The sequence below is a fragment of the Hydrogenibacillus sp. N12 genome, from assembly GCF_019645935.1.
GTDB lineage: Bacteria > Bacillota > Bacilli > Thermicanales > DSM-22653 > Hydrogenibacillus > Hydrogenibacillus schlegelii.
Genome location: NZ_CP080953.1, coordinates 889,432 through 915,838, shown reverse-complemented (window position 1 = coordinate 915,838; position 26,407 = coordinate 889,432). Strand labels below are relative to the sequence as shown.

The window sequence follows — 26,407 nt, the reverse complement described above, 5'->3', positions numbered from 1 at the left end:
AAGGCGGCCCAAGGCCGCCTCATCATCTGGCGTATTCCACCGCCCGCGTCTCGCGGATCACCGTCACCTTGATATGCCCGGGGTAATCGAGTTCCTGTTCGATCCGCTTGGTGATCTCCCGCGCCAGGCGCCAGGCGCCGGCATCGTCCACCGCATCCGGTTTGACCATGATCCGGACTTCCCGGCCGGCCTGAATGGCAAACGCCTTCTCCACGCCGTCAAACGACTGGGCGATCTCCTCCAGCCGCCGAAGCCGACGGAGGTACGCTTCGAGCGTCTCTCGCCGGGCGCCGGGACGGGCCGCCGAGAGGGCGTCCGCAGCCGTGACGATCATCGAGATGACGGAATTCGGCGGCTCATCGCCGTGGTGGGAGGCGATGCTGTTGATGACCACCGGATGCTCCTTATATTTTTTCGCCAGCTCGATGCCGACCTGCACATGGGAACCGTCCACTTCATGGTCGATCGCCTTCCCGATGTCGTGAAGGAGCCCCGCCCGGCGGGCGAGCTGGACGTCTTCGCCGAGCTCCGCCGCCATGAGGCCGGCGAGATAGGCCACTTCCTTCGCGTGGGCGAGGGCGTTCTGGCCGTAGCTCGTCCGGAAGTGAAGCCGGCCGACGATCTTGATGAGATCCGGATGCATGCCGTAGATGCCGAGCTCAAAGACGGCCTGTTCCCCGTATTCCCGGATGCGCTCGTCGACTTCCCGCCGGGCCCGCTCGACCATCTCTTCGATGCGAGCCGGGTGGATCCGGCCGTCGGCGACGAGCCGCTCGAGGGCGACGCGGGCGATCTCCCGGCGAATCGGATCGAACCCCGAGAGCACCACCGCCTCCGGCGTATCGTCGATGATGATGTCGATCCCGGTCAGTGTTTCCAGAGTGCGGATGTTTCGCCCTTCGCGTCCGATGATGCGCCCTTTCATCTCGTCGTTCGGCAGTTGGACGACGCTCACCGTCGTCTCGGTGACGACGTCCGCCGCATACCGCTGGATGGCCGTGGCGATGATTTCCCGGGCCCGCTTCTCCGCTTCCGCCCGGGCCCGTTCTTCGATGCCGCGCATGATCTGCGTCGCCTCGGCCTCGGCCTCCTCCCGGGCCGCCTTCAGGATGAGCTCTCGGGCCTCCTCCTGGGTGAGGCCGGCCGTCCGCTCCAAGAGCGCCTGCCGCTCGGCGGCGAGGGCGTCCACCTCCGCCCGGCGGCGCTCGAGGTCCGCTTCGGCGTTCTTCAGCGCCTTTTCCTTGGCGTCCAGCGCCTCAAGCTTTCGCTCCAGCGCCTCTTCTTTTTGCAAAATCCGCGCTTCAATGCGGTCGATCTCCTGGCGGCGGTTTTTCAGCTCTTCCTCCGCCGCCTGCCGCAGCCGGTGAATCTCTTCCTTCGCTTCAAGCAGCTTTTCTTTCTTGAGCGTCTCCGCCTGCTCGGCAGCCTCCTCCAGGATGACCCGCGCCCGAGCCTCGGCAGAGCCGAGGGCCTTTTCCTCCAGCCGCTGCCTCAGCCGGTAACCGCCGATCCCCCCAAGCCCGAGGGCGAGGGCTGCCACCAGCGCACCGATGAGCCACTCCACGCCGCGTCACCTCCGTTCGCTTGGCGGCCGGACCGCAGGTGACGCGGTTCTCTCTTTCCTGCGGCGCCGGCCCGACGAACGAAGGGGAAACATGTTTGCACTAAGGAAAAACCATATCCCGGAGGCAACTCTGGTGTGGCCGCGCCACGTCCGGGGCGGCTACATCATGCATTCTAACCGTTCGGCCGGGCGGTGTCAACAAACGGTCACGCCCGAAAAGCGTCCGCCTCCCCGAAATCGATCAGTCCTCCGGCGCCGCTTCGTCTTCTTCGCCGGCGTCGGCCATCGCCTGCCGAAGGGCCAGGGCGGCCACGTCCGGCGAAAAGCCGTGCCGGTAGAGCTTGGCCATCACCCGTTGCCTTCGGCGAAGGGGCGGATCATTCCGGCTTTTTTCCCAGGCGGCCCGGGCGAGGCGGATGGCCGCTTTAAGCTCGGCGTCGTCGTCGACGTCCTCGAGCGCCTCCCGGACGGCGTCCTCCGGCACGCCGAGGCGGCGGAGCTCCGATCGAAGCGCCGCCCGGGAACGGGGCCGCCCGGCGAGGCGGCCCTGCACCCACTCCCGGGCAAAGCGGCGGTCGTCGAGGTAGCCCTCCGCCTGAAGCCGGGCGACGATCGCTTCGGCGACGTCGCCGTAACCGCTCCGGGCGAGGGCCGCCCGCACTTCCGCCGCGCTTCGCGACCGGTAGGCCAAAAAAAAGAGCGCCCGGCGGTAGGCCGCCGAACGGCGCTCTTCCTCGGCGAGGGCCGCAAAATCGTTCGGTCCGAGGGCCCGTCCGACGCGAAGGCCGAGCCGCACCGCCGTCTCGACGTCGACGACGAACCGGCTTTCGTCGTCTAGGGCGATCTCGACCGCCCGGCGCCGCTCGGTCAGGGCAACGATCCGCCGGACGCCTTCCACCCGGTCGGACGCCTCCCGGTGTTCCGACCGCTCGTCCGACATCGGCAACCCTCCGTTCGGCCTTTCGTTCGGCCGGCTTCCGGCGCCGTCGGCCTCCCGGCCGCGAAACCTCCGGTCGGCGCGGAAGGCGGCCGATCGGCTTCGGCGCCCCCGAAACCGCTTCGGGTTCAGACGAATTCGTCGACGGCGCCGGCGTCGATCTCATCCGAGGCGGCGCTCAGGCGGACACCGCCGCCGATCTGATGCCGCTCCCGGATGAGCTTCTCCAGCTCTTCGGCAAGCTCCGGGTGTTCCTTCAGGTATTGCTTGGCGTTTTCCCGCCCCTGGCCGATCCGGGTGTCGCCGTAGGTGTACCAGGCGCCGCTTTTCGTCACGAGGTCGAGGGCGACGGCGAGGTCGAGGATGTCCCCTTCCCGGGAAATGCCCTCGCCGAAGATGATGTCGACGTCGGCGGTGCGGAAGGGGGGCGCGACTTTGTTTTTCACGACCTTGATCCGCGTCCGGGCGCCGATCATCTCCGTCCCTTGCTTGATCGTCTCGGCCCGCCGGACGTCGAGGCGGATGCTGGCGTAGAACTTGAGCGCCCGGCCGCCGGGCGTCGTCTCGGGGTTGCCGAACATGACGCCGACCTTTTCCCGGAGCTGATTGATGAAGATGGCGATCGTCCGGGACTTCGAGACGACGCCGGCGAGCTTCCGGAGCGCCTGCGACATGAGGCGGGCCTGAAGGCCAACGTGGCTGTCGCCCATGTCGCCGTCGATCTCCGCCTTCGGCACGAGGGCGGCGACGGAGTCGATGACGACGATGTCGACGGCGCCGCTCCGGACGAGTGCCTCGGCGATGTCGAGGGCCTGCTCGCCGGTGTCCGGCTGGGAGACGTAGAGGTCGTCGATGTTCACGCCGAGGCGCTCGGCGTACACCGGGTCGAGGGCATGCTCGGCGTCGATGAACGCCGCCGTCCCGCCCATCTTCTGCACTTCGGCGATGGCGTGGAGCGCCACCGTCGTCTTCCCGGACGACTCCGGTCCGAAGATCTCGATGATCCGCCCCCGGGGAAAGCCGCCGACGCCGAGGGCGATGTCGAGGGCGAGAGAGCCGGTCGGGACGACCTCGAGCTTGATCTCGGCCCGCTCGCCGAGGCGCATGATCGCCCCCTTGCCGTGCTGCCGTTCAATGTCTTTGATGGCGCGCTCCAAAGCCGCCTTCCGGTCCGACACGTCCATCTCCCCTTCTGACCGCCGCCCGCCCGGGAGGCGCCCCCCGGCGGCGGCCGGCGGACGGGCGGACGGGCCGTCTCCTCTTTTCCGCATTGTACTGCCCGCCGAAGCCGATGACAAGCGCCGCCGGACGGACAAGGCGGCGCGGGCCCCGGCGGCGGCCGGCCGGCGGGGGCCTCTTTTGTCGGGTGAAAAAAATTACCGACGCTCCGTCCGCCGGGACCCGAAAGGGGCAGGCTCCGGGTCAGCTCCGGCGGGCTTTGGGCTTTGCCGGCTCGACGAAGACACGGGTGCCGAAAAGCCGCCCCTGCTTCAGCGCTTCGTAGACGAACGGCGCCGCCGATTCGCTCACTTCGACGAAGGTGAAGCGGTCGAAGACGTCGATTCGACCGATCTCTTCTGGCGTGATGCCGGCCAGCTGGCTCAGCTCGTCGACGAGGCGCTTCGGGGTGATGTTGATGTTTTTGCCGACGTTGAGGAAGAAGCGGACCATCCCGGCCTCGGCGCCCGTCTCGCCGAAGTCGTAGCCGGGGTCGAGCTCCAGGAGGAGGTCGTCCTTCAAGGCGAGGTGGACGAGCACCCGGACGAGCTTATCCGTGCCGTACTCGTCGAGGAGGGTCGCCGCCGCCCGCTCGGCGAGGGGATGGACCGCTTCTTCCATCGCCTCCCGCACTTCGGCGAGGAAGGCCGCAAGGCGCCGTTCGTTCGTCTCCTCCGCCGTCGGAAGGGGCCGGGGCTGGATTTTCGTCTTCGCCACCTGCTCGATGACGCGGAGCTGCTTCATCTCCCGAGGCGTCACGAGGGTGATGGCGATGCCTTTTTTCCCGGCCCGGCCGGTCCGGCCGATGCGGTGGACGTAAGACTCCGGATCCTGCGGGATGTCGAAGTTGATGACGTGGGTGACGTTGGAGATGTCGAGACCGCGGGCGGCGACGTCGGTGGCGATGAGGTATTCGATGCGGCCGTTTCGGAAGTCGGCCATGACTTTGTCCCGCTGGGCCTGGGAAAGGTCGCCGTGGAGGGCGTCGACGAGGTAACCCCGGGCCTGAAGCTGTTCGGTGAGCTCATCGACGCCTTTTTTCGTCCGGCAGAAGATGATGCCGAGCTCCGTCTCCTCCGTGTCGAGAATGCGGCAGAGGGCGTCGACTTTGTTTTTTTCCAGCACTTTGTAGTAGACCTGCTCGATCGACGGCGCGGTGACCGTCTCCCGGGTCACCTTGACCGTCTCCGGATGCTTCATGTACCGGGCGGCGAGACGGCGGATCTCCTCCGGCATCGTCGCCGAAAAGAGGAGCGTCTGCCGCTCCGTCGGGAGCGCCTTTAAGATCCGCTCGATGTCCTCGATGAAGCCCATGTCCAGCATCTCATCGGCCTCGTCGAGGACGAGGATGCGGACACCGTCCAGCTTGAGCGTCCCCCGCTCGATGTGGTCGATGAGCCGCCCCGGCGTGCCGATGACGACGTGGACGCCGAGGCGGAGCGCCCGGATCTGGTGGCCGATCGACTGGCCGCCGTAGACGGGAAGGGCCTTGACTTTCTTATACTTGGCGATCCGCCGGATCTCGCCGGAGACCTGGATGGCAAGCTCCCGGGTCGGCGTGAGGACGAGCGCCTGCACCTCCGATCGGTCGGGATCGACCTTTTCCACGATCGGGATGCCGAAGGCGGCCGTCTTGCCGGTCCCGGTCTGAGCCTGGCCGATGACGTCGAGCCCGGCGAGGATCTTCGGAATCGCTTCTTTTTGAATCGGAGACGGTTCCTCAAAGCCCATGTCGGCAATGGCTCTGAGGATCTCGGGGCTTACGCCAAACTGCTGAAATCCGTTCATTCTCTTTCTTCACCTTTCCGGGTCAGGGTTCTCTCCGTCCGGTTCGGACGACGGAGCGACGGCGCGAAACAAAGCAAAAAGCGCCTGATCGGCGATGCGCTGCCGGATGAGGTTGCGATCGCCGTCGGCCCGGACGGCGAGGCTCCACACCCGGTCGGCGACGGCGAGGCCGATGTATCCTTCGCCCACCGGCCGGCCCTCCTGCGGCTCCGGACCGGCGACGCACGTCGTCGCAAGCCCCACCTCGGCAGCGGAAAGCCGCCGGACGGCCCGGGCCATCGCCTCCGCCGTCCAGGCGGAGACGGCGCCGTGCTCGGCCAGGCCGTCGGCGTCGAGGCCGAGGACGGCGGCCTTCATCGGCGTCTGGTACGGGAGGACGCCAAGGCGAACGACCGACGACGCGCCGGGGACGGCGATGAGGGCATCCAGGATCCGGCCGCCGGTGCAGCTTTCGGCAACGGCGAGGGTGAGCCCCTGCCCCTTCAGGCGGCCGATGACCGCTTCGGCGAGAGTGAGCGCTTCCCCTTCGCCGAAGTAGTGCCCCTTAAGCCGGGCGACGATCGCGTCCATGAGCGGCTCAAGCGCCTCCGCCGCCTGCCGCTCGTCCGGCCGACGGGTCGAAAGCCGCACGAGGACGTGCCCCGGCTCGGCGTAGACGGCGATCGTGGGATCCGTCTGGTGGCGGATGAGGTCGGCGAGGCGGTCGGCGACGGCGCTTTCACCGATGCCGGCGAAATGCAAAAAACGGTGAAACAAAGGCTGAATCGTCCAGCCGCGGCCGGCAAGCCATGCCAGGAGCTCGGACCGGGCGTACCGTTCGAACATCACCTGCATCTCCCGCGGCGGGCCGGGAAGGACGATAAAGTGCGTCCGGCCGACGTCAAAGGCAAACCCCGCCGCGAGGCCGACGTCGTTCGGGAGGACGTGGCTTTCGAGGAGGACCTCTGCCTGCCGGACGTTGATCGGAAGAAGCGGCCGGCCGGTCCGCACAAAAAACCGCCGGACGTTTTCCAGCGCCGCCCGATCTTTGACGAGGGGCCGACCGGCAAAGAGGGCCAGCGCCTCCCGGGTGACGTCATCCTCCGTCGGCCCGAGGCCGCCGGTGACGACGACGACATCGCTCCGGCCGGCGGCGAGGGAAAAGGTCGCCTGCAGCCGCTCGAGGTTGTCGCCGACGACCGTATGAAACAAAACGTCGACGCCCGCTTCCGCCAGCCGGCGGGAGAGCCAGACGGCGTTCGTGTTCAGCGTCTGGCCGGTAAGGAGTTCCGTCCCGACGGCGATGATCTCGCCGCGGGGGCGGCCGATCGGTCCCGACGTCCCGTGCCCCGACACGGCTATGCCTCCTCCTTCGTCCCGAACAGATCCCAGTGCCCCCACAGGTAGGTCCAGCCGCTCCAGAGGGTGAGCGCCACCGACAGCCAGAACAGGGCAAGGCCGGCGAAAAGAAACACCCCCTCCGGCGCCGCGATGAGGAGCACGACGGCAGCGATCTGCACCGCCGTCTTCAGCTTGCCGCCGCCGGCGGCGGGAATCACCCGACCCCGGATGGCGGCGAGCATCCGGAGGCCGGAGACGGCAAACTCCCGAAACAGGATGAGCACGACGCCGACGGCCGGCGCCCGGCCGTCGGCGACGAGGAGCACGAGGGGACCGAGGACGAGCATTTTGTCCACCAGCGGGTCGAGAAACTGCCCGAAGGCGGTGATCGATCCCGTCCGCCGGGCGAGCCAGCCGTCGAGCCAGTCGGTGGCGGCGGCGGCGAGAAAGACGCCGGCCACTGCCCCCCGACCGCCGCCGGAAGGCGGCGGGGTAGCGGCCAGGAGGGCGACGACGACGGCCGCCAGCCCGAGGCGAAGGAGGGTGATCCGGTTCGGCCAGGGGTTTTGGGCCGTCACCCGCCCACCGCCCGGTCCGCCGGCGATCGGTCGCCCGCCGCTTCCGGAATATAGACGCCGGCGAGGTCGTAGTCGAAGGCGTGGGTCACCCGCACCGGGACGATGACGCCCGTCGGGCCCGCATAGCCGCTCACGCTGATCTCCCCGTCGACTTCCGGGGCGTCGTACGGCGTCCGGCCGTAGGCGACGCCCGCCTCGGCATCCAACCGCTCGATGAGGACCGGGACGACCCGGCCGATGCGGGCGGCATTTTTCTTCTGCGTGATCGGCCGCTGATGTTCGATCAGCCGAAGCGCCCGGGCTTCCTTGACCGGTTCCGGCACCGGGTCCGGGTACGCCGCCGCCGGCGTCCCGTCCTCCGGCGAATACGTGAAGACGCCGACCCGGTCGAGCTCGACGTCGCTCAAAAAGCGAAGGAGCGTCTCGAAATCGTCCTCCGTCTCGCCGGGGAAGCCGACGATGAACGACGAGCGGATGGCGACGTCCGGCAGGACCGTCCGCACCCGCTCGATGAGCCGCCGGACGTCGGCGCCGCCGTGGGGCCGCTTCATCGCCCGAAGCAGCCGGTCGACGCTGTGCTGGAGCGGCATGTCGAGGTACGGCACCACCGTGCGGCTCTCCGCCATCGTCCGGAGCAGCTCTTCCGTGAGGGCGCCCGGGTAGACGTAGTGAAGACGGACCCACTCCAGCCCCTCGATCCGGTCGAGGGCCCGAAGGAGGGCCGGGAGCATGTACCGCCGCTCCGTATCGAGGCCGTAGCTGGAGAGGTCCTGGGCGATGAGGGACACTTCCTTCACGCCCCGGGCGACGAGCGCCTCGACCTCCCGGACGATCGACGGGATGCTCCGGGACCGGAGCCGGCCCCGCATGAGGGGAATGGCACAGAACGTGCAGCGATGGTTGCATCCCTCGGCGATCTTCACGTAAGCGCTCGGCCCCGGGGTCACCCGGCGGCTTAAGGCTTCGTAGCTGATCGCCGGATGGCCGACGAAGACCGGCCGCTTCCCGGCCAGAGCCGCCTCCACCGCCTCGACGATGCGGTCGAAGTCGCCGGTCCCGACGAGCCCGTCGATCTCCGGCATCTCTTCGAAGAGGACTTCCTGATACCGCTGAACGAGGCAGCCGGTGACGATGAGCGACTTCAAGCGGTCCCGCTTGAGCTCCGCCGCCTCGAGAATCGTTTGGATCGACTCTTCCTTGGCGAGGTCGATGAAGCCGCACGTGTTGACGACGGCGACCGTCGCCTCCCGGACGTCGTCGACGAGCACGTATCCCCGCCGCTCGAGAAGATCGGCCATAATCTCGGAATCGATCCGATTCTTCTCGCAGCCGAGGGTGACGATGGCCACTTTTTCGCGCATCCCGAGGCCTCCAGCCTGAGGGTCTATGATTCAGTATAACGAATCCGTTCTTCCGCTGTCAAAAAAGGCGCATGCCCCGTCCGGCACGGGCGCCGGATCGGCATGCGCCCTTCGCGATCGAGCCGGCCGCCGGCGCCTGCGGTCTTCCCGAAACCAAAGCGGTCGGCGGTCAGGGATAAGAGCGCTCCGCGTCTTCGGCAAGACGCTTCCCTACGGCGTCCCGCCGGCCTCCGTCCCCGGCGGAACCAGGGTGACGTCGACGCGATAGGCGTCCGGCTTCCCGGCCAGGGAAAGCGTCGTCTCGCCAAAACGGAGGTCAGCGTTTTGCGTCCGCCCGAGGAAAAAGTAAAGCCGCGTCGCCGAGCCGGCGTCGATCGGCTGCTCCTTGCCGCCCTTCAGCGTCCCGGTGAAGACCACCCGGCCGTCCTTCCCGCCGGCGCGCACCTCCACCCACACGTCGCCGCGGGCGGCGGCGACGACGGCGTCAAAGGCCGGCGCCCGGAGGACGTAGCGGGACGTCTTCCCGACCTCCTCTTGAAACTCCAGAACCGGCGCTGAAGGCTTTTCCCCTCCGCCTTCCGACGAGACGCCGGGGCCTCCGGTCGGGGGGAGGCCCGTCGCCGGCGGGGCTTCGACCGACGCCGGCCCGTTCCCGCCGGGCCCCCCCGCGCCGCCGGAGCCGGCGCCCGAGCCCGCTCCGCCCGCTGGCGCGCCCCGGTCGGCCGGGCCGCCCGCCCCCGAAGAGGCGGCGTTTTCGTCGGAGGGCAGGCGGCTTTCCACCTTCGGCTCGGGCTGGCCGTCCGGCGCGGCGCCGCCGAGCGGCGGCCGGCCGGCTTCGCTCAAGAACCGGTAGATGATGAGGAGGACGAAAAAGAGAAACACCGCCATGAGGAGCCGCGCGACCCACGGTCCGAATACGGGCCGCCTCGGCACCGGCTCGCTCCGCCGGAGCGGCACCGCCGGCGGCGCCTCGTCCACCGGCGGGAGCTCGTCGGCGTGTTCCTGGAGAAGCGCCTCCGCCTCCAGGCCGAGCGCTTCGGCGACCCGCCGGACGAACGCGCGGGCGTAAAACGCCCCCGGAAGCTTATCCCATTCTCCGGCCTCCATGTAAGCGAGATAGCGCTTCTGAATCTTCGTCCGTTCCTGCAGCGCCTCCAGGTCGAGCCCCTGCGCTTCCCGCGCCCGCCTCAAACGCTCGCCGAGCCCCGACACGCCATCACCGCCTTCGTCTCGTCGTTCCGCTGGCCGTTCGGTGCGGCCCGTCCATCGCCCGCCGATCGCCTAAAAATCGCCGATCCGCTCCCGGAGTTCGTGCAGGCTCGTCGCGATCGCCTCGCCGGGGTGGGTGCGGATCTCGATCACGTAGTCGAAGTCGTTCCACGTCCATTCGGTCTCGTGCACGAGCACGTCGGGATGTTCCACAATCTTCGGCCGCGGCGAGCGCAGAAGCTCTCGGACGAACGCCTGGTGCTCTTCCGTCCCGCGGTAAAACGTCACCAGCGCGTCGATCAGGTAGACCGCGTCGGCGTCCCGCTCCATCGGAAGGAGACTCGTCCGCATCGTCTGCCGAAGGAGCGTCGATGAGACGACGATCCATCGCTTGCCGGCGTAGACCGACGCCGCCACCGCCGCCTCGGTCTTCCCGACCCGCGGCGACCCGCGAACGCCGATGAGCGGCGCCGGTTCATGCTTTAAAATTTCCCCTAAAAAATCGACCAGAAGCCCAAGGTCGTCCCGCAAAAAGCGAAACGTCTTCCGATCCCGGGCGTCCTGCTCGACATAGCGACCATGCCGGATCGCGAGCCGGTCGAGGAGCGTCGGCCGGCGGAGGGCTGTCACGGTGATGTTGGGCATAACATGCAAAAAACGAGCAAGCAGTTCCAGCTTCTCCTCATCGGCGCACTCGATGAGGAGCCCCCGACGCCGGGCGTCGACGCCGCTGATCGTATGAATGTTGATCGACAACATCCCGATGAGCGACGCGACATCGCCCAAAAGCCCCGGCCGGTCGACGGCGATGTGATACTCGAGATACCAGATCGCCTCGTCGGGCATCGACATCGCTCCGCATTTCTTTTCTTTAATTCTACATTCTACACGACGCGGCGAGACGGTGTAAAGATGAAAACCGCCGAACAAACAGACGGAAGCCCCTCCCAACCGGAGGGGCCTTCACCGAAGCGTTCCGCTTTGCCCGGCCGCTCAGTGACGCTTGACGTACTTGACGATCATGTTCGCCAGCGCCTGCTGCTCCGCGTCGGTGCCGACTTTCCACAGCTCGGCGAGCAGGCGCTGTTCCGGATTCTTCGGGTCGACAGACTGGGCGAGAAAATCGCCGATCTGGTGGGCGATGTTCTGAATCGCCTGATCGGGCACGCCCGCCGCCTCGGCCTGCTCGATCCGATCCCGCAAGAAAGAGGTCCACTGGCCGAAATCATTCATCAACCCCATCGTTTCACCCCTTTCCCGGCCGGCGTCATCCCTCAGTATGCCCCGGCCGGGCGCCGGCATGCAGACCCGGCCACACGATATGCGAAGCGGCCGCCTCCTGCGGCGGGCCCCGCATCGGTTCGGCCGCGCCCTCGGGTCCCCCTTACGGCCAGCCGCCGCTTACGCCGATCACCTGAGCGGTGAGGTAATCGCCGGCGTCGAGGACGAGAAAGCGGACGAGGGCGGCGACGTCTTCCGGCGCTCCGAGGCGGTGCGCCGGGATCGCCTCGACGAGGGACGCCTCCTCCTCGGCGCTTAAGACCCCCTGCACCATCGGCGTCGCCAGCGCTCCGGGGGCGACGGCGTTGACGCTGATGCCGCTTCGGGCGAGCTCCTTGCCGAGGGAGCGGACGAGGGCAATTTGGGCTCCTTTGGCGGCGGCGTAGGCCGCCTCTCCCGCGGCGCCGACGACGCCCCAGATCGACGAGACGAAGACGATGCGGCCGAACCCCCGCCGGCGCATCGGCGGCACGAGCCTCCGGACGATGAGGTAGGCGCTCCGGACGTGGACGTCGAACAGGGCGTCCCAGACGTCCGGCGGCGTCTCCGTGATGAGGCCGTAATGGGGAAAACCGGCGGCGTGAATGAACACGTCCGCCGGCGGAAGGGCCCCCACGGCCGAAAGGAGCGCCGCCCGGTCGGCGAGATCGATCGGCCAAAGGTCGGCGCGGGCGCCTCGGGCGGCAAGCTCCGCCTGAAGCGCCCGGAGGCGGCCCAGATCCCGCCCCTGCAGGATGAAGTCGCCGGCGTCGGCGAGGGCCCGGGCGACGGCCCGGCCGACGGCGCCGCTCGCCCCCGTTAGGAGGATGAGGTGCCGCACCGGCCTCATCTCGTCTCGTCCGTCCGGCCGAGGGCCGCCGGCGGCGTCGAGCGAAAGGCAAACCCGGCCAGGACGAGAATGGTCAGCGCATACGGCAGCATGTAGATCACTTCCGTCGGGATCGCCCGGGCCCACGGCGAAAGCTGGACGATGTTCTTAAGCCCCGTCGCCATGCCGAAAAAGAGGGCCGCCGCCGCAGCGCCGAACGGGTGCCAGCGGCCGAAGATCATCGCCGCGAGGGCGATAAACCCCTGCCCGGCGATCGTCGCATGGGAAAAATTCCCTGTCGTCGTGAGCGTCACCGTCGCCCCGCCGAGGGCGGCGACGGCGCCGCTTGCGACGACCGCCCCGTACCGGAGGCGTCGCACCCGGACGCCGAGGGTCTCCGCGGCCTCCGGGTGCTCCCCCACCGCCCGGAGTCTGAGCCCGAGCGGCGTGTGGAACAAAAGCCCGTACGCGCCCCCCACCGCCAAGGCGGCCAGGTACGTCGTCGGATACTGCCGGAAAAGCGCCGGCCCCACCACCGGAAGGTCGGCGAGACCCGGGATCGCCACCCGGGAAAGCATCCCTTCCCGGAGCGTCGGCGTCTGGCCGGCGCCGGCGAAAAAGAGCTTGACGAGAAACAGGGACAGCCCGGCGGCGAAGAAATTCACCACGACGCCGCTTACGACGTGATCGGCCCGGTACGTCACCGTCGCGGCGGCGTGGACGAGGGCCAAAAGCGCCCCCGCGAACATCGAAAGGAAAAGAGCCCCGTAGGCGCTCGCCGGTCCAAAACCGAGCCGCTCCAGGGCGTACGCCGAGGCCGCGGCCAGAAAAGCGCCGCCGGTCATGTACCCTTCGAGGGCGAGGGCGATCACCCCCGCCCGCTCGGAAAGGAGCCCGCCGACCGCGCCGAAGACGAGGGCGGTGGAAAAAACGAGGGTGATGTCGAGAAGCTGCCCGAACGCCGCGCTCATCGTCCTGCCTCCTCGCCCCGTGCGTTCCGCCGATCGACCCGCCCCAGGCGTTCCCGGAGCCCCCGCGTGAGGTTTTGGGCGGCGATGAAAAAGAGGATCGCCGCCATCACCACCCGGGCGAGCTCCGGCGGCACGCCGACTTCAAACTGCATTCCGGCCGCCCCGCCGGAAAGGGCGGCAAACAAAAGCGCCGCCAGCGCCGTCCCAAGGGCGCCGGCGCCCCCCAAAAGCGCCACCGCGATGCCGTCAAAGCCGGCGGCGGGAAGCGTCGGCGAGACCGTCCAGTAGCCGTAGACGCCGAGCACCTCGATCGCCCCGGCGAGGCCCGCCGGCACCCCGGCGAGGGCCATCGCGACGACGACAAGCTGCCGGTCGTTCATCCCGGCCAGGGCGGCGGCCACCGGGTTCTGGCCGACGGCCCGGAGTTCAAAACCGAGGCGGGTCCGGTGCAGGAAAAAGGCATAGGCCCCAAGGAGCGCCACCGCCAGAAAAAATCCGTACGAAAGCCGGGCGTGGGCGAAAAGATCCGACAGCCACGGGGCGTCGATCCGGGCCGTTTCGGCGACGGTGCGCGTCCGCTGTCGGTTGGCCGGATCGACCAGGCCGAAGCGGATAAGGAGGTTGACGCCGTAGAGGGCCACCCAGTTCAGCATGATGGCGGCAATCACTTCGTTGACGCCCCGGTACGCCCGGAGGGTGCCGATGAGAGCGCCCCAGAGGGTACCGGCGGCGGCGCCGAGAAGAAGCCCGATCACCGGCTGCACGACCGGCACCGGCGGCAGCCCGATGCCCGCCGCCGCCGCGGCGAGGGCCCCGAGGGCCATCTGCCCCGGCGCGGCGATCGAAAGAAGCCCCGCCCGGTACGCAAGCGCCACCGACAGGCCGGTCAGCATGAGCGTCGTCGCCTGGCGGAAGGTCTCCCCGGCGTTGTACGGGCTCCCGAAGGCCTTCACCGCCAGCGCCCGGTAGGCCGCAAGCGGATCGAAGCCGCCGAGGAGCATGAGCCCCGCACCGACGATGAGCCCGAAGACGATCGCGAGCCCTGCATCGGCGGCCGACGCGGAAAAGAGCGCCGCGACCGAAGGCCGCGTCCCCCGCCTCATCGTCCGTCCCCCGCTTTCCCTTCATCGGTCCGGTCGGCGCCCCCTCGCCGGACCGCATCGCCCCCGAGGTCGCCTCGGCCGGCATCGCCGTGCCCGACGTCGCTCCGGCCGGCCATGTACAGACCGATCGTTTCTTCATCGGCCGCATCCGGGGCCAGTTCCGCCACGATCCGGCCGCCGGAGAGGACGCCGATCCGGTCGGCAAGGGCGAGGATTTCGTCGAGCTCAAACGAGATGAGGAGCACCGCCGCACCGGCGTCCCGAAGCGCGACGAGCGTCCGATAGACGTGGGCCTGGGCGCCAATGTCGAGGCCGCGGGTCGGCTGGAAGGCGACGACGACCGCCGGCCGGCGGGCAACCTCCCGGCCGATGATGAGCTTTTGCTGGTTGCCGCCGGACAAAGCCGCAACCGGCACAGAAAGAGACGGCGTCCGAACATCGAACCGTTCGACGATCTCCGTCGCCGCCCTCCGGATCGCCGCGGGCCGAAGGATCCCCCGCCGGACGAACGGCGGCCGGTCGTAACGGGTGAGGATCGCGTTTTCCGCCACGGTCATCGAAAGGACCAACCCCTCCCGATGGCGATCCTCCGGGATGAGGGCCATCCCCCGCTCGAGCAGCGCCTTCGTCGAACGGCCGAGCACCGGCTCGCCGTTCAGGAACATCGCTCCCTCCGCCGGCCGGCGGCCGAAGAGGACCTCGACGAGGGGGCGCTGGCCGTTCCCGTCTACGCCGGCAAGGCCGTAGATCTCCCCCGCCCGGAGGGCGAGATCGACGCCGGCGAGGGCGTCCTGTCCCGTCCGCCGCTCCCGCACGGCCCGAAGCTCGAGCACGACCGGGCCCGGCCTGGCCGGCGCCTTCTCCGGCGCGAGGCGCACCCGCCGGCCGATCATCTTTTCCGCGAGGAGTCCCTCGTCGGCGCCGGCGGCGGGGAGCGTGTCGACGACGCGGCCGCGGCGGAGGATCGTCACCTGATCGGCGACGGCGAGCACTTCTTTGAGCTTATGGGTGATGAAGACGATCGCCTTCCCCTGACCGGCGAGCCGCTTCAGGATGGCGAGAAACTCCCGCACCTCCTGCGGCGTGAGCACCGCCGTCGGCTCGTCGAAGATGAGCACGTCCGCGCCCCGGTAGAGGATTTTCAAAATTTCCACCCGCTGCTGCATCCCGACGGACAGCGCGCCGACGCGGGCGTCGGGGTTGACGGCGAGGCCGTACGCCTCGGTGAGGGCCCGGACGGCCTCCCGGGCGGCCCGACGATCAAAAAGGAGCCCTCGGCGCGGCTCCGCGCCGAGGACGACGTTTTCCGCCACCGTAAACGGCGGGATCAACTTAAAATGCTGGTGCACCATGCCGATGCCGAGGCGATAGGCAACCTCGGGGGAATCGATCCGGACGGGCCGACCGCGAAAGCGGATCTCGCCGCCGTCCGGACGAAGGAGGCCGGTGAGGACGTTCATGAGCGTCGTCTTGCCGGCCCCGTTTTCTCCCAGAAGCGCGTGGATCTCCCCCGGATAAAGGTCGAGGCTTACGGCCTCGTTGGCGACGAAGTCGCCGAACCGTTTGGTGATGCCCTGGAGCGAGACGATCGGCTCGGCCATCGGCTTACTCCTTCGGTACGGTGATCTCGCCGTTTAGAATCTTCGCCTTGAATGCCTCGACGTCCCTCAGCACCTCCGGCGGAAGGTGCGGATTGTCCGCCGGAAGGCCGACGCCGTCTTCTTTGAGCCCGAGCACCGTCACGCCGGGGGTAAACGTCCCTTCCATCGCCTGCTTGGAGACGGTGTAGACGGCGACGTCGACCCGCTTCAACATCGAGGTGAGCGTCACCTCCGGGCCGAGGTCCCGCTGGTCCCGGTCGACGCCGATGACCCAGACCGCCTCGCCCCGCTTCCGCCGCTCCTTCGCCTCGCTGAAGACGCCGTCGCCGGTCTGGCCGGCGGCGTGAAAGACGATGTCGGCCCCTTTGTCATAGAGCGACGCGGCCGCCGCCTTCCCCTCATCCGGCTTGTTGAAGGCGCCGGTGTAGGTGATGAGCACTTCGGCGTCCGGGTTGGCCGCCTTGACGCCGGCCTTAAAGCCCGCCTCGAACCGCTTGATGACCGGAAGCTCCATCCCGCCGACGAAACCGACCTTGTTCGTCTTGGTCATCTTGCCGGCGACGACGCCGACGAGGAAGGCCCCTTCCTGTTCGTTGAACCGGACCGAGGCGACGTTCGGGACGCCGTCGACCTCGCCGTCGATGAGGGCGAGGTGCGCTTCCGGATGCTCCTGGGCGACGGTCTTCACCGGATCGGCCATCATGTAGCCGATGCCCCAGGTGAGGTCGAAGCCGCTTTGCACGAACTGGTTCAGGTTCGGGATGTAATCCGCCTCGTCCTTGCTCTCGAGGTAGCGCACCTCGGCGCCGGTGTCGTTCTTAAGCCGCGAAAGCCCTTCCCAGGCGCTCTGGTTGAACGAGTTGTCGTTCACGCCGCCGGTGTCGGTGACCATGCCGACGCGAAACGGTTTTTCTTTCGCCGGGCCGCCGGGCGTTTCGGCGCCGGGCGCCTTGCCGGCCCCGCCGCCGGTCGTGCCGCAGCCGGCAAGCGCCAGGGCGGCGGCAAGCCCGAGCGTGCCGAGCGTGCGGCGAATGCGAATGGACGACATCGACATCGGTGACCCTCCTTGGCTCTTTCCGCCGGCCGCGCCGCCCGGCGCCCCCGGCCCGCTGGGCCGAAAGCCGGCGGTTCGGCCGATCTCAACGAAAGCATTATACCCGAGCGAACCGCCGCCGCCAAACGCGACTCGGCCCGCCGCATGCGCGGCCCGCCCGCACCGCCGCCCCCATGCCGCCCGACGACGGAACGCCGCCGGACTGAAACGTCGGCGCGGCGGCCGGCGGTCACGAAATGAACCGGTCCGGGATTCGGTCGACGAGCACTTTTCGGGGCTTGGCCCCTTCGTAGGGGCCGACGATGCCGTGCCGTTCCATGAGGTCGATGAGGCGGGCCGCCCGGGCGTAGCCGATGGCAAACCGCCGCTGCAGGAGCGAGACGGAGGCCGATTTCGTCTCGACGACGAGGGCGACCGCCCGGGGGAAGAGCTCGTCGTCCACTGCCTCGCCGGCGTCGTCGGGTTCGTCTTCCGTCAGGTGCTCCGCGTACGCCGGCCGGCCCTGCTCGGCGACGTATCGGACGAGGGCTTCGATCTCCCGATCGCTGACGAAGCAGCCCTGCACCCGGATCGCCTTCGCCGCCCCCATCGGCAGATACAGCATGTCCCCCCGGCCGAGGAGCTTTTCCGCGCCGGCCATGTCGAGGATCGTCCGGGAGTCGACCTGCGACGAAACGCCGAAGGCGATGCGGGAGGGGATGTTCGCCTTGATGACGCCGGTGATGACGTCGACCGACGGCCGCTGCGTCGCGAGGATGAGGTGGATGCCCGCCGCCCGGGCTTTCTGGGCCAACCGGGCAATCGATGCCTCGACGTCCTGAGCGGCGACCATCATGAGGTCGGCGAGCTCGTCGACGATGACGACGATGTACGAAAGCGGCTCCCCGGAGACGGCGTTGAACCGCTCGATGTCCCGGACGCCGGCGGCGGCAAACCGCTCGTAGCGAAGCTCCATCTCCTGGACGATCCGCCGGAGGACGACGGCGGCTTTTTTGGCGTCCGAGACGACCGGCGTCAGCATGTGGGGGATCGGGTTGTAGACGGTGAGCTCCACCATCTTCGGGTCGATCATGACGAACTTGACTTCGTCCGGCGTCGCCTTGTAGAGGATCGAGGCGATCATGGCGTTTAAGCTCACGCTTTTGCCGCTCCCGGTGGCACCGGCGACAAGAAGGTGCGGCATCCGGCCGAGGTCGGCGACGATCGGCTCGCCGGTGATGTCCCGACCGAGCGCGAGGGTGAGCTTCGATCGGGAGCGCTGGAAGGCCGGGCTTTCCAGCACCTCCCGGAGGGTGACGACGGCGATGTCATCGTTCGGCACCTCGATGCCGACGGCGGATTTGCCGGGGATCGGCGCCTCGATGCGGATCCCCCGGGCGGCGAGGGCGAGGGCGATGTCGTCGGCGAGGCCGACGATGCGGCTCACCTTGACGCCGGCGTCCGGCTGCACCTCAAAGCGCGTCACCGCCGGTCCCCGATGCACGTGCACGACCCGGGCGCCGACGCCGAACGTCCGGAGCGTCTGCTCAAGCTTCTTTGCGTTTTCGGCGATGCTCCGGCTCTCTTTCGCCGTCGCCCGTCGGGGCCGGTCGAGGAGCTCGACGGGCGGGAGGGCGTACGGCCGGGGCAGTGGCCCCTCCCCGGCGGCGGGCGCCCCTTCGCCGGCGGGCGCCTCGTCCGCGCCGGCGTCATCGGCCGTCGGAGACCGTCTCCCTCCGTCCGGCCGGGCGGCGGGCCCGCCCCGGTCGCCGGGCCCCGGCCGGCCGTCTCCGCCAGAGCCGGCCGCAAGACCGGCCTTCGCCGCACGGTCGCCGGGCGCCGCTTTGCTTTGGACATCCCCGGGGCCGGGCGCTTCCCCGCCAGCCGCCGCGTCGACCGCGCCACCGGCGCCGGCCGTCTCTTCCGCCACCCGGTCGACGAAATCGCTGATCCGAAGCGTCCCTTGGCCGCCCGCCTCCGGCCACCAAACGGCCGCCTCCCCCTCCGCCGTAGGCCCGCCCGCCTCGGCCGAAAGCGCCCCGTCCGCGCCGGACCCCGCCTGAGGCGCCGAAGGGGCCGGCCCGCCCCGGGCGAGGGCCGGCCGTCGCTTCCGCCACGCCGCCTTAAGACGCCGAAGCCCGAGGCTAAGGCGCCGTTTGAACGGGATGACGAGCGCCTTGACCGAAGTTCCGGAGAAAAGGAGGATGCCGTAGACGGCAAACAGCCCGCCGAAGATGACCGTGCCGTAGTAGCCGAAAAGGTAATAAAACGCCGTAAACAATAGGGCGCCGACGATCCCGCCACCGGCGGCCGAAGGCACCCCGCCGGCCGCCTCGAGGGCGAGCCGGTGAAACGTCTCCCGGACGATCGACGGCTGAAAAGCGCCGTCGGCCGAAAGCCGCGTGAACAGCTCCAGATGGGAAAAAAGGAGCAGGTCGGCGTACAGGAGCAAAAATCCCGCCATCCGCGGGTGGCCGAGGCGCGGCGGACGCCGGCGGATGAGGGCATACAGCGCCCCGACGATGAGGGCCGGCGGCACGACGAACGACCAGTTGCCGAACAGAAAGCGCAAAAAAAGGCGCAGCGCGCGCCCGACAACCCCCCACGATTCGCTCAGGGCCAGCACCGAAAGGCCAATGACCAGAAGCGCCCCGAAGTCGAGGCGCAGCTCCCGAAGGAGCCGCCGCTCGTTTCGTCTGGCTTTTTTGCCCATCGCCTTCGCTCCATGACCAAACTTTGCCTTCCATTATAGCAGATCACGGAGCGGGGCGAAATCGGCCGGGCGACCTACGGCACCGCGACGCCGTCGAGGGCCGCGCTCAGGCGGAGGACGGTCCCCGGCCGGAGATAGGGGTTCAGATATTCGAGCGCCACCGGGCTCGTGTACCGGACGATCTCAAAGCGGCCGGAGCCGAGCGGGCGAAGTTCGAGCTGCCGGAGGCCGTCCGACAGGCGGACGGCTTCGTTTTTCATCGTGGAAAACCCGGCCCAGACGATCTCGGGCGGATAGAGGGCATCGTACAGCACCGGTGCCCCTCCCTTCCCCTGCGCTACTGGACGTACGGTCCGGCCGGCGGTCCTTCTCCCGGCGCGCGGTCCGGTCCGGCCGACCGGGCGCAATCCGGCACGCCCGGCCGGGGGGACGGCGGCAGACGCCGGCCGGCCTCCGCCTCCGGCATCCAAGCGGCCTGCTCCCGGGCTTCGGCGATCAACGCCTTGAGCTTCCCGAGCGCGTCGCCGAGACCGCCGAGGGCGTCGATGAGGCCGTAACGGACGGCGTCTTCGCCGACGACGTTCGTGCCGACGTCGCGGGTGAGCTCGCCGGTTTTGAACATGAGGCTCCGGAACGTCCCTTCATCGATCCGAGAGTGTTTGACGACGAAGCGGATGATCCGCTCCTGCATCTTGTCGATGTACTCGAACGTCTGCGGCACGCCGATGACGAGACCGTTTAAGCGGATCGGGTGGATCGTCATCGTCGCCGTCTCGGCGATGAAGCTGTAGCGGGCGGCGACGGCGATCGGAACGCCGATGGAGTGCCCGCCGCCCAGCACGAGGGCGACCGTCGGCTTGGTGAGGGAAGCGATCATCTCGGCGATGGCGAGCCCCGCCTCGACGTCGCCGCCGACGGTGTTCAGGATGATGAGCACGCCGTCGACGTCGGGGCTTTCCTCGGCGGCGACGAGCTGTGGAATGATGTGCTCGTACTTCGTCGTTTTGTTCTGAGGTGGAAGGGCGATGTGCCCCTCGATCTGCCCGATGATCGGTAGGGTGAAAATCCGGCCGCCGGCCTTCGGCACCGCCGGCGTCCCGAGCGCCCGGAGGGCGCTTAAGATGTCCTCAGCCCCCTGCGTTCGGTCCGGCGGGTTTTCCGGCGGCGACGGCGCGGCCGGCGCTTCGGCCGGCTCCGGCGCTTCCACCGACGTTCCAGGCCCGTTTTCCTGAGCCGGATCGGCAAAGCCGTACGCCCACACCGGCGGCCCTCCATACGCCACGTCCTCACCCCCTCCTTCTTAGCATGCCCGAAATGCCCTTCGTATGCCCGAAACGCCGTCGACCGGCGTCACAAAAAAAATCGCCCCGGGCGCACCCGGGGCTTTCCTCGGACCGACGCCGGCAAGCCGTACGTACAGGTTTTACACCTCCATGATGATCGGAAGAATCATCGGCCGGCGACGGGTCTGTTCGTACAGAAAGCGGCTGAGGGCATCTTTCACGTTGTTTTTCAACGACGACCAGTCGCTGACGTTTTCCGTCATCAATCGGTTCAGTGTGTTGGTGACGATGCGGGTGGCTTCTTCCATCAGCGGCTCGGACTCCCGGACGTAGACGAAGCCGCGGGAGATGATGTCCGGGCCGGAGAGAATCGTCCCTTTTTGCTTGCTGAGCGTGACGACAACCACGAGAATTCCGTCTTGGGATAAAAGCTTTCGATCGCGCAGCACGATGTTCCCGACGTCGCCGACGCCGAGGCCGTCGATGAGGACCTGCCCGGCGTTCACCCGCGGTCCGAGGCGAGCAACGCCGTTTTGAATCTCCACCACATCCCCGAGGTCGAGGACGAAGATGTGGTTTTTCGGGATGCCGACTTCTTCCGCCAGCAGGGCATGCCGCCGCTGCATGCGGTATTCGCCGTGGATGGGGATAAAATACTTCGGGCGGATGAGGTTGAGCATGAGCTTCAATTCTTCCTGGCTGCCGTGGCCCGAGACGTGCACGCCGGTCTCCGACGCCGGACCGTAGATCACTTCGGCGCCGAGGCGGAACAAGGCATCGATCACCCGGGCGACGAACCGCTCATTCCCGGGGATCGGCGTCGCCGACAGGATGACGACGTCGCCGGGCAGGATCGAAAGCGTCTTGTGGGCGCCCCGGGCCATCCGGGCGAGGGCCGAAAGGGGCTCCCCCTGGCTTCCCGTGGACAGGACGACGACCTTCTCCGGCGGGAGCTTCGTCGCCTCTTCCGGTTCGATGAGCATCGCTTCGTCGAGCTTGAGATAGCCGAGCTCCCGGGCGATGCCGACGACGTTGACCATGCTCCGCCCGACGATAGCGACCTTCCGGCCGGTCAGCTCTGCAGCGGAGAAAATTTGTTGAATGCGGTTCACATTGGAGGCGAACGTCGCCACGATGATGCGGGAGCGGGTTTGCTTGAAGATGCGCTTTAAGTTTTCCCCGACCCGGCGTTCCGATCCGGTGTAGCCCGGCCGCTCGGCGTTCGTACTGTCGGAAAGGAGCGCCAGCACTCCCGACCGCCCGAGGTCTGCCATTTTCTGGTAATCGGCGTGCAGACCGTCGACCGGCGTCTGGTCGAACTTGAAGTCGCCGGTATGGACGACGACGCCCTCCGGCGTCGTGAGCGCCACGCCGACGGCATCCGGGATGCTGTGGTTCACCCGGAAAAAGGTGACGAGGATCGATCCCAGCCGAACGACCGACTCCGTCGTCACCGGGTGGAGCCGCGCCTGCGACGCGAGTCCCGCTTCCTTCAGCTTGATCCCGACGAGTCCGAGCGTAAGCCGCGTGCCGAAGATCGGGACATTGAGCTGCCGAAGCACGTACGGTACGGCGCCAATGTGATCCTCATGCCCGTGGGTCAGGACGATCCCGCGCACCTTATCCCGGTTTTCCACCAGGTACGAGATGTCCGGGATGACGACGTCCACGCCCAGCATCTCATCCTCGGGGAACTTGAGGCCGGCGTCGATGACGACGATGTCGTCCCCGTAGCGGACGACGTACATGTTCTTCCCGATTTCCCCGAGGCCGCCCAAAGCAAAAATCTGGAGCTTCTGGCCGCTTCTGGCCACCGCAACGCCTCCTGTTCGTTGCGGTTGCCGTCACCAGGCTCAGCAAAAAGGGAAGCCGCACCATCCACACTTGTGATTCATTATAGGCGGCACCGGCGCAAAAGTAAAGCGCCGGGCCCGTGCAAAACGGCGCGACCGAGGCCGGCCGAGACCGGCGAACGGTTATGTACCGGGACGCGCCGGAAGCCGGAACGCACCGGGTTCCGGCCTCCGGCGCCCCAACAGATCGACGGCGGCACCCAGACGACGGGGGGCAGGCGGCCCGCCGCGCATCCGGTCGGACGCCGCCGAGGCTCAGGCGACGAGGGCGGCTTCGCCGAGCACCCGAACGAGGAGGGTCCGGAGATGATTCCACTCCTCCGCGTTCAGCGGGACGAGGGGAAGCCGGAGCCCCCCGACCGGGAGACCCATCATCGCCAGGGCGGCCTTGACCGGCGCCGGGCTCGCGGTGAAAAATAGCCCTTCAAAAATCGGCAGATACCGCCGGTGAAGCGCCGCCGCCCGGGCGACATCGCCGGCCAAAAACGCCTCAATGAGCTCCTTCAGCGCGTCGCCGACGATATGGGCGGCGACGCTCACGACGCCGTGGCCGCCGATGGCAAGCAGCGGAAGAAGCATCTTGTCGTCGCCGCTCAAGACCTGAAAGCCTGGCCGCGCTTCCTCGAGGATGCGGGCCATCTGGGTAAGGTCCCCGCTCGCCTCCTTCACCGCGACGATGTTGTCGATCCGGCTCAAGGCGATGACGGTGTCGGCGGCGAGATTGGCCCCGGTTCTCCCCGGGACGTTGTAGAGCATGATCGGAAGCGAGGTGGCCTCGGCGACGGCGCGGAAGTGTTCGTACAGCCCCCGCTGGGACGGCCGGTTGTAGTACGGCACGACGAGCATGACGCCGTCGACGCCGAGGGCTTCCGCCTCCCGCGTCAGACGGATGGAGGCCGCGGTGTCGTTCGTGCCGGTGCCGGCGATGACCTGCGCCCGGCCGGCGGCCCGGGCCTTGACCCGCTCGAACAGGGCGAGCTTTTCCGTCTCGGTGAGCGTCGGCGACTCACCGGTCGTCCCGGCGACGACGATTCCTTCAGAGCCGTGGGCGATCAGATGGTCGACGAGCCGGTCGACGGTTGGCCAGTCGATGACGCCGGCATCGTCAAACGGCGTGACCATCGCCGTGATGAGCCTTGGAAACGGCATGGTGAACCCCCGCCTTCCCGGTATCGATTGCGGCCTGAGAACCGGCGCCCGGCCGGGCGCCGGAAAGATCGGCGAAAGCGGTGCGCTCGGCCGCAGGCCGGCCGGAACTTCGGACGCCTTCCGCGCCGGAAGGGCCGCCGCCCGCTTCGTCCCCCTCGCCGAGACGAAACGCCCGGTGCAGCACCCGGACCGCCTCGGTCATCTTGTCTTCTCGCACGAGCACCCAGATCGTCGTGTGGGAGTCGGCGGACTGGAGGATCTCGATGCCGGCCGCGGTGAGGGCCGACACGATCGTCGCCATGACGCCCGGCCGGCCGGCCATGCCGGCACCGATGACGCTCACCTTGGCGCAGCCCGGCGTGACCGCCGGCCGAAACCCTTTCGCCTCCAGCAGGGCCTGGGCCCGCGGCGCGTCGGCGGCCCGGACGGTGTAGACGACGCCCCGGGGAAAGACGTTGATGAGATCGACGCTGATGCCGTTTTCAGCCATCGCGCCGAATACGGCCATCGGCAGCATCGGATCGACGCCGTCCACCTCGACCCGGATCTGCGTCACCCCCGGCGTCTGGGTGATGCCGGTGACGACCCGCTCCCGCACCGCCGTGGCGCCGGAGAGGGCCGGGACGGCGATCAAGGTGCCGGCATCGTCGGACATCGTCCCCCGGACGCGGATCGGGATGTTCTTCTGCATCGCCAGCTCGACCGCCCGGGGGTGGATGACCTTGGCGCCGAGGTAGGCAAAGTTGGCCACCTCGACGTACGTCATCGTCCGGATCGGCCGGGCTTCCGGCGCGATCCGCGGATCGGCCGTCATGATGCCGTCGACGTCGGTGAAGATTTCGATCGCCCGGGCTTCGAGGGCGACCCCGAGGGCGGCGGCCGTCGTGTCGGAACCGCCGCGCCCGAAGGTCGTGATCTCGCCGTCGGCCGACTGCCCCTGAAAGCCGGCGACGACGGCGACGTGGCCGAGGGCAAGAACGTCCCGGACCCGCTCGGGCCTCAGGCCGACGATTTCGGCCCGGGTAAAGTGATCGGTCGTCACGATCCCGGCCTGGCCGCCGGTGAGGACGGTGTTCGGGATGCCCGCCTCCCACAGGGCCTGCGCGAGGACGGCGGCCGAGATGATCTCGCCGGTGGAAAGGAGGAGATCCCGCTCCCGCGGAGGAAGAAGCGTCCGTTCGCCGCCGACGAGGTCCAGGAGCGTGTCCGTCGCATACGGATCGCCCCGGCGCCCCATCGCCGAGACGACGGCGACGACGCGGTACCCCTCGCCGAGGGCCCGCCGAATGTGCTCGATCACCCGCCGGCGCCGCTTTTCGTCGGCGACGGACGTTCCACCAAATTTTTGCACAATGATGTCCATCTCCGGTCTCCTTCCTCCCCGATTCCGGCCGGGTGACCGGGAACGAAGAACGGGCCGGTGATCCTGAAGCCCGGCGGCGATCGGCCGGCCCGAAGCGCCTACCGGTCGCCTTCCGTCGCCGGAACCCGGAGAAGCCCCTTTTCCTCGAGCGTCTCGGCGATCTGGACCGCGTTCCAGGCGGCGCCTTTGACGAGGTTGTCGGCGACAACCCACAGGTGGACGACGTTGGGCCGGAAGAGGTCCCGCCGGATGCGGCCGACGTAAACGTCTCGCTCGCCCCGGACGAGCATCGGCGTCGGATACCGCTGCGCCGTCGGGTCATCCCAGACGACGACGCCCGGCGCCGCCCGGAGCGCCTCGATGACGTCTTCCATCGAGGCCGGTGCTTCCTCGAGTTCGACCGTCACCGCCTCGCTGTGGCCGACGGTGACCGGCACCCGCACGCACGTGGCGGCGACTTCCAGCGCCGGATCGCCGAAGATCTTCTGCGTCTCCCGCACCATCTTCATCTCTTCAAACGTAAAGCCGTTCGGTTCAAAACGGTCGATCTGCGGGATGACGTTGTCGGCGATCGGGTATTTGACCGGAAGCGTGGCGACCGGAAGCACCTCCGGGACGAACCCTTCGCCTTCGAGCCACCGGCCGCTTTCGAAGCGCAGGGCGTCGACCGCCCGCCGGCCGGCCCCCGAGACGGCCTGGTAGGTGCTCACGACGATTCGCCGGAGGCCGTAGCGCTCCCGAAGGGGGGCCAGGGCGACGACCATCTGAATCGTCGAGCAGTTCGGGTTGGCAATGAGCCCTCGGTGATCCGTCAACGCCTCGGCGTTCACCTCCGGAACGACGAGCGGGACACGGTCTTCGAGACGAAAGGCGCTCGAGTTGTCGACGACAACCGCCCCCCGCCGGACGGCTTCCGGGGCGAGGGCCCGGCTCGTCTGGCCGCCGGCGCTGAAGAGGGCGAGATCGATGCCGGAAAACGCCTCCGGCGTCGCTTCGACGACGGGCACCTCCGCCCCGCGAAAGGCGACCGTTTTCCCCGCCGAGCGGGCGGACGCCATCGGCACCAGTTCGGCAATCGGCAGGGTTGAGCGCTCCAGCTCGGCGATCATCGCTTCGCCGACGGCGCCGGTCGCGCCGACGACGGCTACGCGGTAGGCCATCGGTTTCTCTCCTCTCGTTTTCTTTTCATTCTACCGTGAGGGCTGCCGCCGCTTCAACCGCCTTCCGCTGTAGGGACGCCTGAAAGACGCCTGAGCCGCCTCCCGCTAAAGGGA

General features: G+C 68.4%; 22 protein-coding genes. All 22 read right to left on the bottom strand.

Annotation, left to right across the window (positions count from 1 at the left end):
• Window positions 1-22 precede the first annotated feature (22 nt).
• The 22 genes from rny to K2M58_RS04135 all read right to left on the bottom strand — a co-directional run bounded on the left by rny (window position 23) and on the right by K2M58_RS04135 (window position 26,293).
• Window positions 23-1,564, bottom strand: a complete 1,542-nt coding sequence (rny, locus tag K2M58_RS04240) for a ribonuclease Y (RefSeq protein WP_066202456.1) — start codon at window positions 1,562-1,564, stop codon at window positions 23-25.
• Window positions 1,565-1,805: 241 nt separating this feature from the next.
• On the bottom strand, window positions 1,806-2,504 hold the full coding sequence (locus K2M58_RS04235) for a regulatory protein RecX (RefSeq protein WP_220678422.1): 699 nt from the start codon (window positions 2,502-2,504) through the stop codon (window positions 1,806-1,808).
• 125 nt (window positions 2,505-2,629) lie between these two features.
• Window positions 2,630-3,679: a recombinase RecA gene (recA, locus tag K2M58_RS04230; RefSeq protein ID WP_220678421.1), complete on the bottom strand. Its 1,050-nt coding sequence runs from the start codon at window positions 3,677-3,679 to the stop codon at window positions 2,630-2,632.
• Window positions 3,680-3,923: 244 nt separating this feature from the next.
• Window positions 3,924-5,507: a DEAD/DEAH box helicase gene (locus K2M58_RS04225; RefSeq protein WP_220678420.1), complete on the bottom strand. Its 1,584-nt coding sequence runs from the start codon at window positions 5,505-5,507 to the stop codon at window positions 3,924-3,926.
• 9 nt (window positions 5,508-5,516) lie between these two features.
• Window positions 5,517-6,842: a competence/damage-inducible protein A gene (locus K2M58_RS04220; protein WP_220678419.1), complete on the bottom strand. Its 1,326-nt coding sequence runs from the start codon at window positions 6,840-6,842 to the stop codon at window positions 5,517-5,519.
• A 2-nt stretch (window positions 6,843-6,844) separates the two neighbouring features.
• Window positions 6,845-7,405, bottom strand: a complete 561-nt coding sequence (gene pgsA / locus K2M58_RS04215) for a CDP-diacylglycerol--glycerol-3-phosphate 3-phosphatidyltransferase (protein WP_220678418.1) — start codon at window positions 7,403-7,405, stop codon at window positions 6,845-6,847.
• Entirely contained in the window at window positions 7,402-8,766 is a 1,365-nt protein-coding gene (gene rimO, locus K2M58_RS04210; RefSeq protein WP_220678417.1) for a 30S ribosomal protein S12 methylthiotransferase RimO, read from the bottom strand. The genes pgsA and rimO overlap by 4 nt, the downstream gene beginning before the upstream one ends.
• Window positions 8,767-8,976: 210 nt before the next feature.
• Window positions 8,977-9,978 carry a helix-turn-helix domain-containing protein gene (locus tag K2M58_RS04205; RefSeq protein WP_220678416.1) on the bottom strand — a complete coding sequence of 334 codons (1,002 nt, stop codon included), beginning with the start codon at window positions 9,976-9,978 and terminating at the stop codon, window positions 8,977-8,979.
• Window positions 9,979-10,047: 69 nt separating this feature from the next.
• Complete coding sequence (locus tag K2M58_RS04200; RefSeq protein WP_252393529.1) at window positions 10,048-10,821, bottom strand: DUF3388 domain-containing protein; 774 nt, start codon at window positions 10,819-10,821, stop codon at window positions 10,048-10,050.
• 147 nt (window positions 10,822-10,968) lie between these two features.
• Window positions 10,969-11,217, bottom strand: coding sequence for a DUF3243 domain-containing protein (locus tag K2M58_RS04195; protein WP_220678414.1), 249 nt, complete (start codon window positions 11,215-11,217; stop codon window positions 10,969-10,971).
• Between the two features lie 142 nt (window positions 11,218-11,359).
• Window positions 11,360-12,085: an SDR family NAD(P)-dependent oxidoreductase gene (locus K2M58_RS04190; RefSeq protein ID WP_220678413.1), complete on the bottom strand. Its 726-nt coding sequence runs from the start codon at window positions 12,083-12,085 to the stop codon at window positions 11,360-11,362.
• The gene (locus tag K2M58_RS04185) at window positions 12,082-13,035 is read right to left on the bottom strand and encodes an ABC transporter permease (protein WP_220678412.1); all 954 of its coding nucleotides are present in this window, start codon (window positions 13,033-13,035) and stop codon (window positions 12,082-12,084) included. The genes K2M58_RS04190 and K2M58_RS04185 overlap by 4 nt, the downstream gene beginning before the upstream one ends.
• On the bottom strand, window positions 13,032-14,138 hold the full coding sequence (locus K2M58_RS04180) for an ABC transporter permease (RefSeq protein ID WP_220678411.1): 1,107 nt from the start codon (window positions 14,136-14,138) through the stop codon (window positions 13,032-13,034). Before K2M58_RS04180 ends, K2M58_RS04185 begins: the two co-directional genes overlap by 4 nt.
• Window positions 14,135-15,739: an ABC transporter ATP-binding protein gene (locus K2M58_RS04175; RefSeq protein WP_220678410.1), complete on the bottom strand. Its 1,605-nt coding sequence runs from the start codon at window positions 15,737-15,739 to the stop codon at window positions 14,135-14,137. The genes K2M58_RS04180 and K2M58_RS04175 overlap by 4 nt, the downstream gene beginning before the upstream one ends.
• A gap of 4 nt (window positions 15,740-15,743) precedes the next feature.
• Complete coding sequence (locus tag K2M58_RS04170; protein ID WP_220678794.1) at window positions 15,744-16,787, bottom strand: BMP family lipoprotein; 1,044 nt, start codon at window positions 16,785-16,787, stop codon at window positions 15,744-15,746.
• 235 nt (window positions 16,788-17,022) lie between these two features.
• Window positions 17,023-19,485 carry an FtsK/SpoIIIE family DNA translocase gene (locus tag K2M58_RS12835; RefSeq protein WP_289628270.1) on the bottom strand — a complete coding sequence of 821 codons (2,463 nt, stop codon included), beginning with the start codon at window positions 19,483-19,485 and terminating at the stop codon, window positions 17,023-17,025.
• A 74-nt stretch (window positions 19,486-19,559) separates the two neighbouring features.
• Complete coding sequence (locus K2M58_RS04160) at window positions 19,560-19,799, bottom strand: YlzJ-like family protein (protein WP_220678409.1); 240 nt, start codon at window positions 19,797-19,799, stop codon at window positions 19,560-19,562.
• Between the two features lie 23 nt (window positions 19,800-19,822).
• Window positions 19,823-20,767 carry a ClpP family protease gene (locus tag K2M58_RS04155; RefSeq protein ID WP_289628269.1) on the bottom strand — a complete coding sequence of 315 codons (945 nt, stop codon included), beginning with the start codon at window positions 20,765-20,767 and terminating at the stop codon, window positions 19,823-19,825.
• Window positions 20,768-20,908: 141 nt separating this feature from the next.
• Entirely contained in the window at window positions 20,909-22,582 is a 1,674-nt protein-coding gene (locus K2M58_RS04150) for a ribonuclease J (RefSeq protein WP_220678408.1), read from the bottom strand.
• Window positions 22,583-22,876: 294 nt separating this feature from the next.
• Window positions 22,877-23,770 carry a 4-hydroxy-tetrahydrodipicolinate synthase gene (gene dapA / locus K2M58_RS04145; protein ID WP_220678407.1) on the bottom strand — a complete coding sequence of 298 codons (894 nt, stop codon included), beginning with the start codon at window positions 23,768-23,770 and terminating at the stop codon, window positions 22,877-22,879.
• Window positions 23,727-25,133 carry an aspartate kinase gene (gene dapG / locus K2M58_RS04140; protein ID WP_220678406.1) on the bottom strand — a complete coding sequence of 469 codons (1,407 nt, stop codon included), beginning with the start codon at window positions 25,131-25,133 and terminating at the stop codon, window positions 23,727-23,729. The genes dapA and dapG overlap by 44 nt, the downstream gene beginning before the upstream one ends.
• A 98-nt stretch (window positions 25,134-25,231) precedes the next feature.
• Window positions 25,232-26,293: an aspartate-semialdehyde dehydrogenase gene (locus K2M58_RS04135; protein ID WP_220678405.1), complete on the bottom strand. Its 1,062-nt coding sequence runs from the start codon at window positions 26,291-26,293 to the stop codon at window positions 25,232-25,234.
• Window positions 26,294-26,407: the final 114 nt, after the last annotated feature.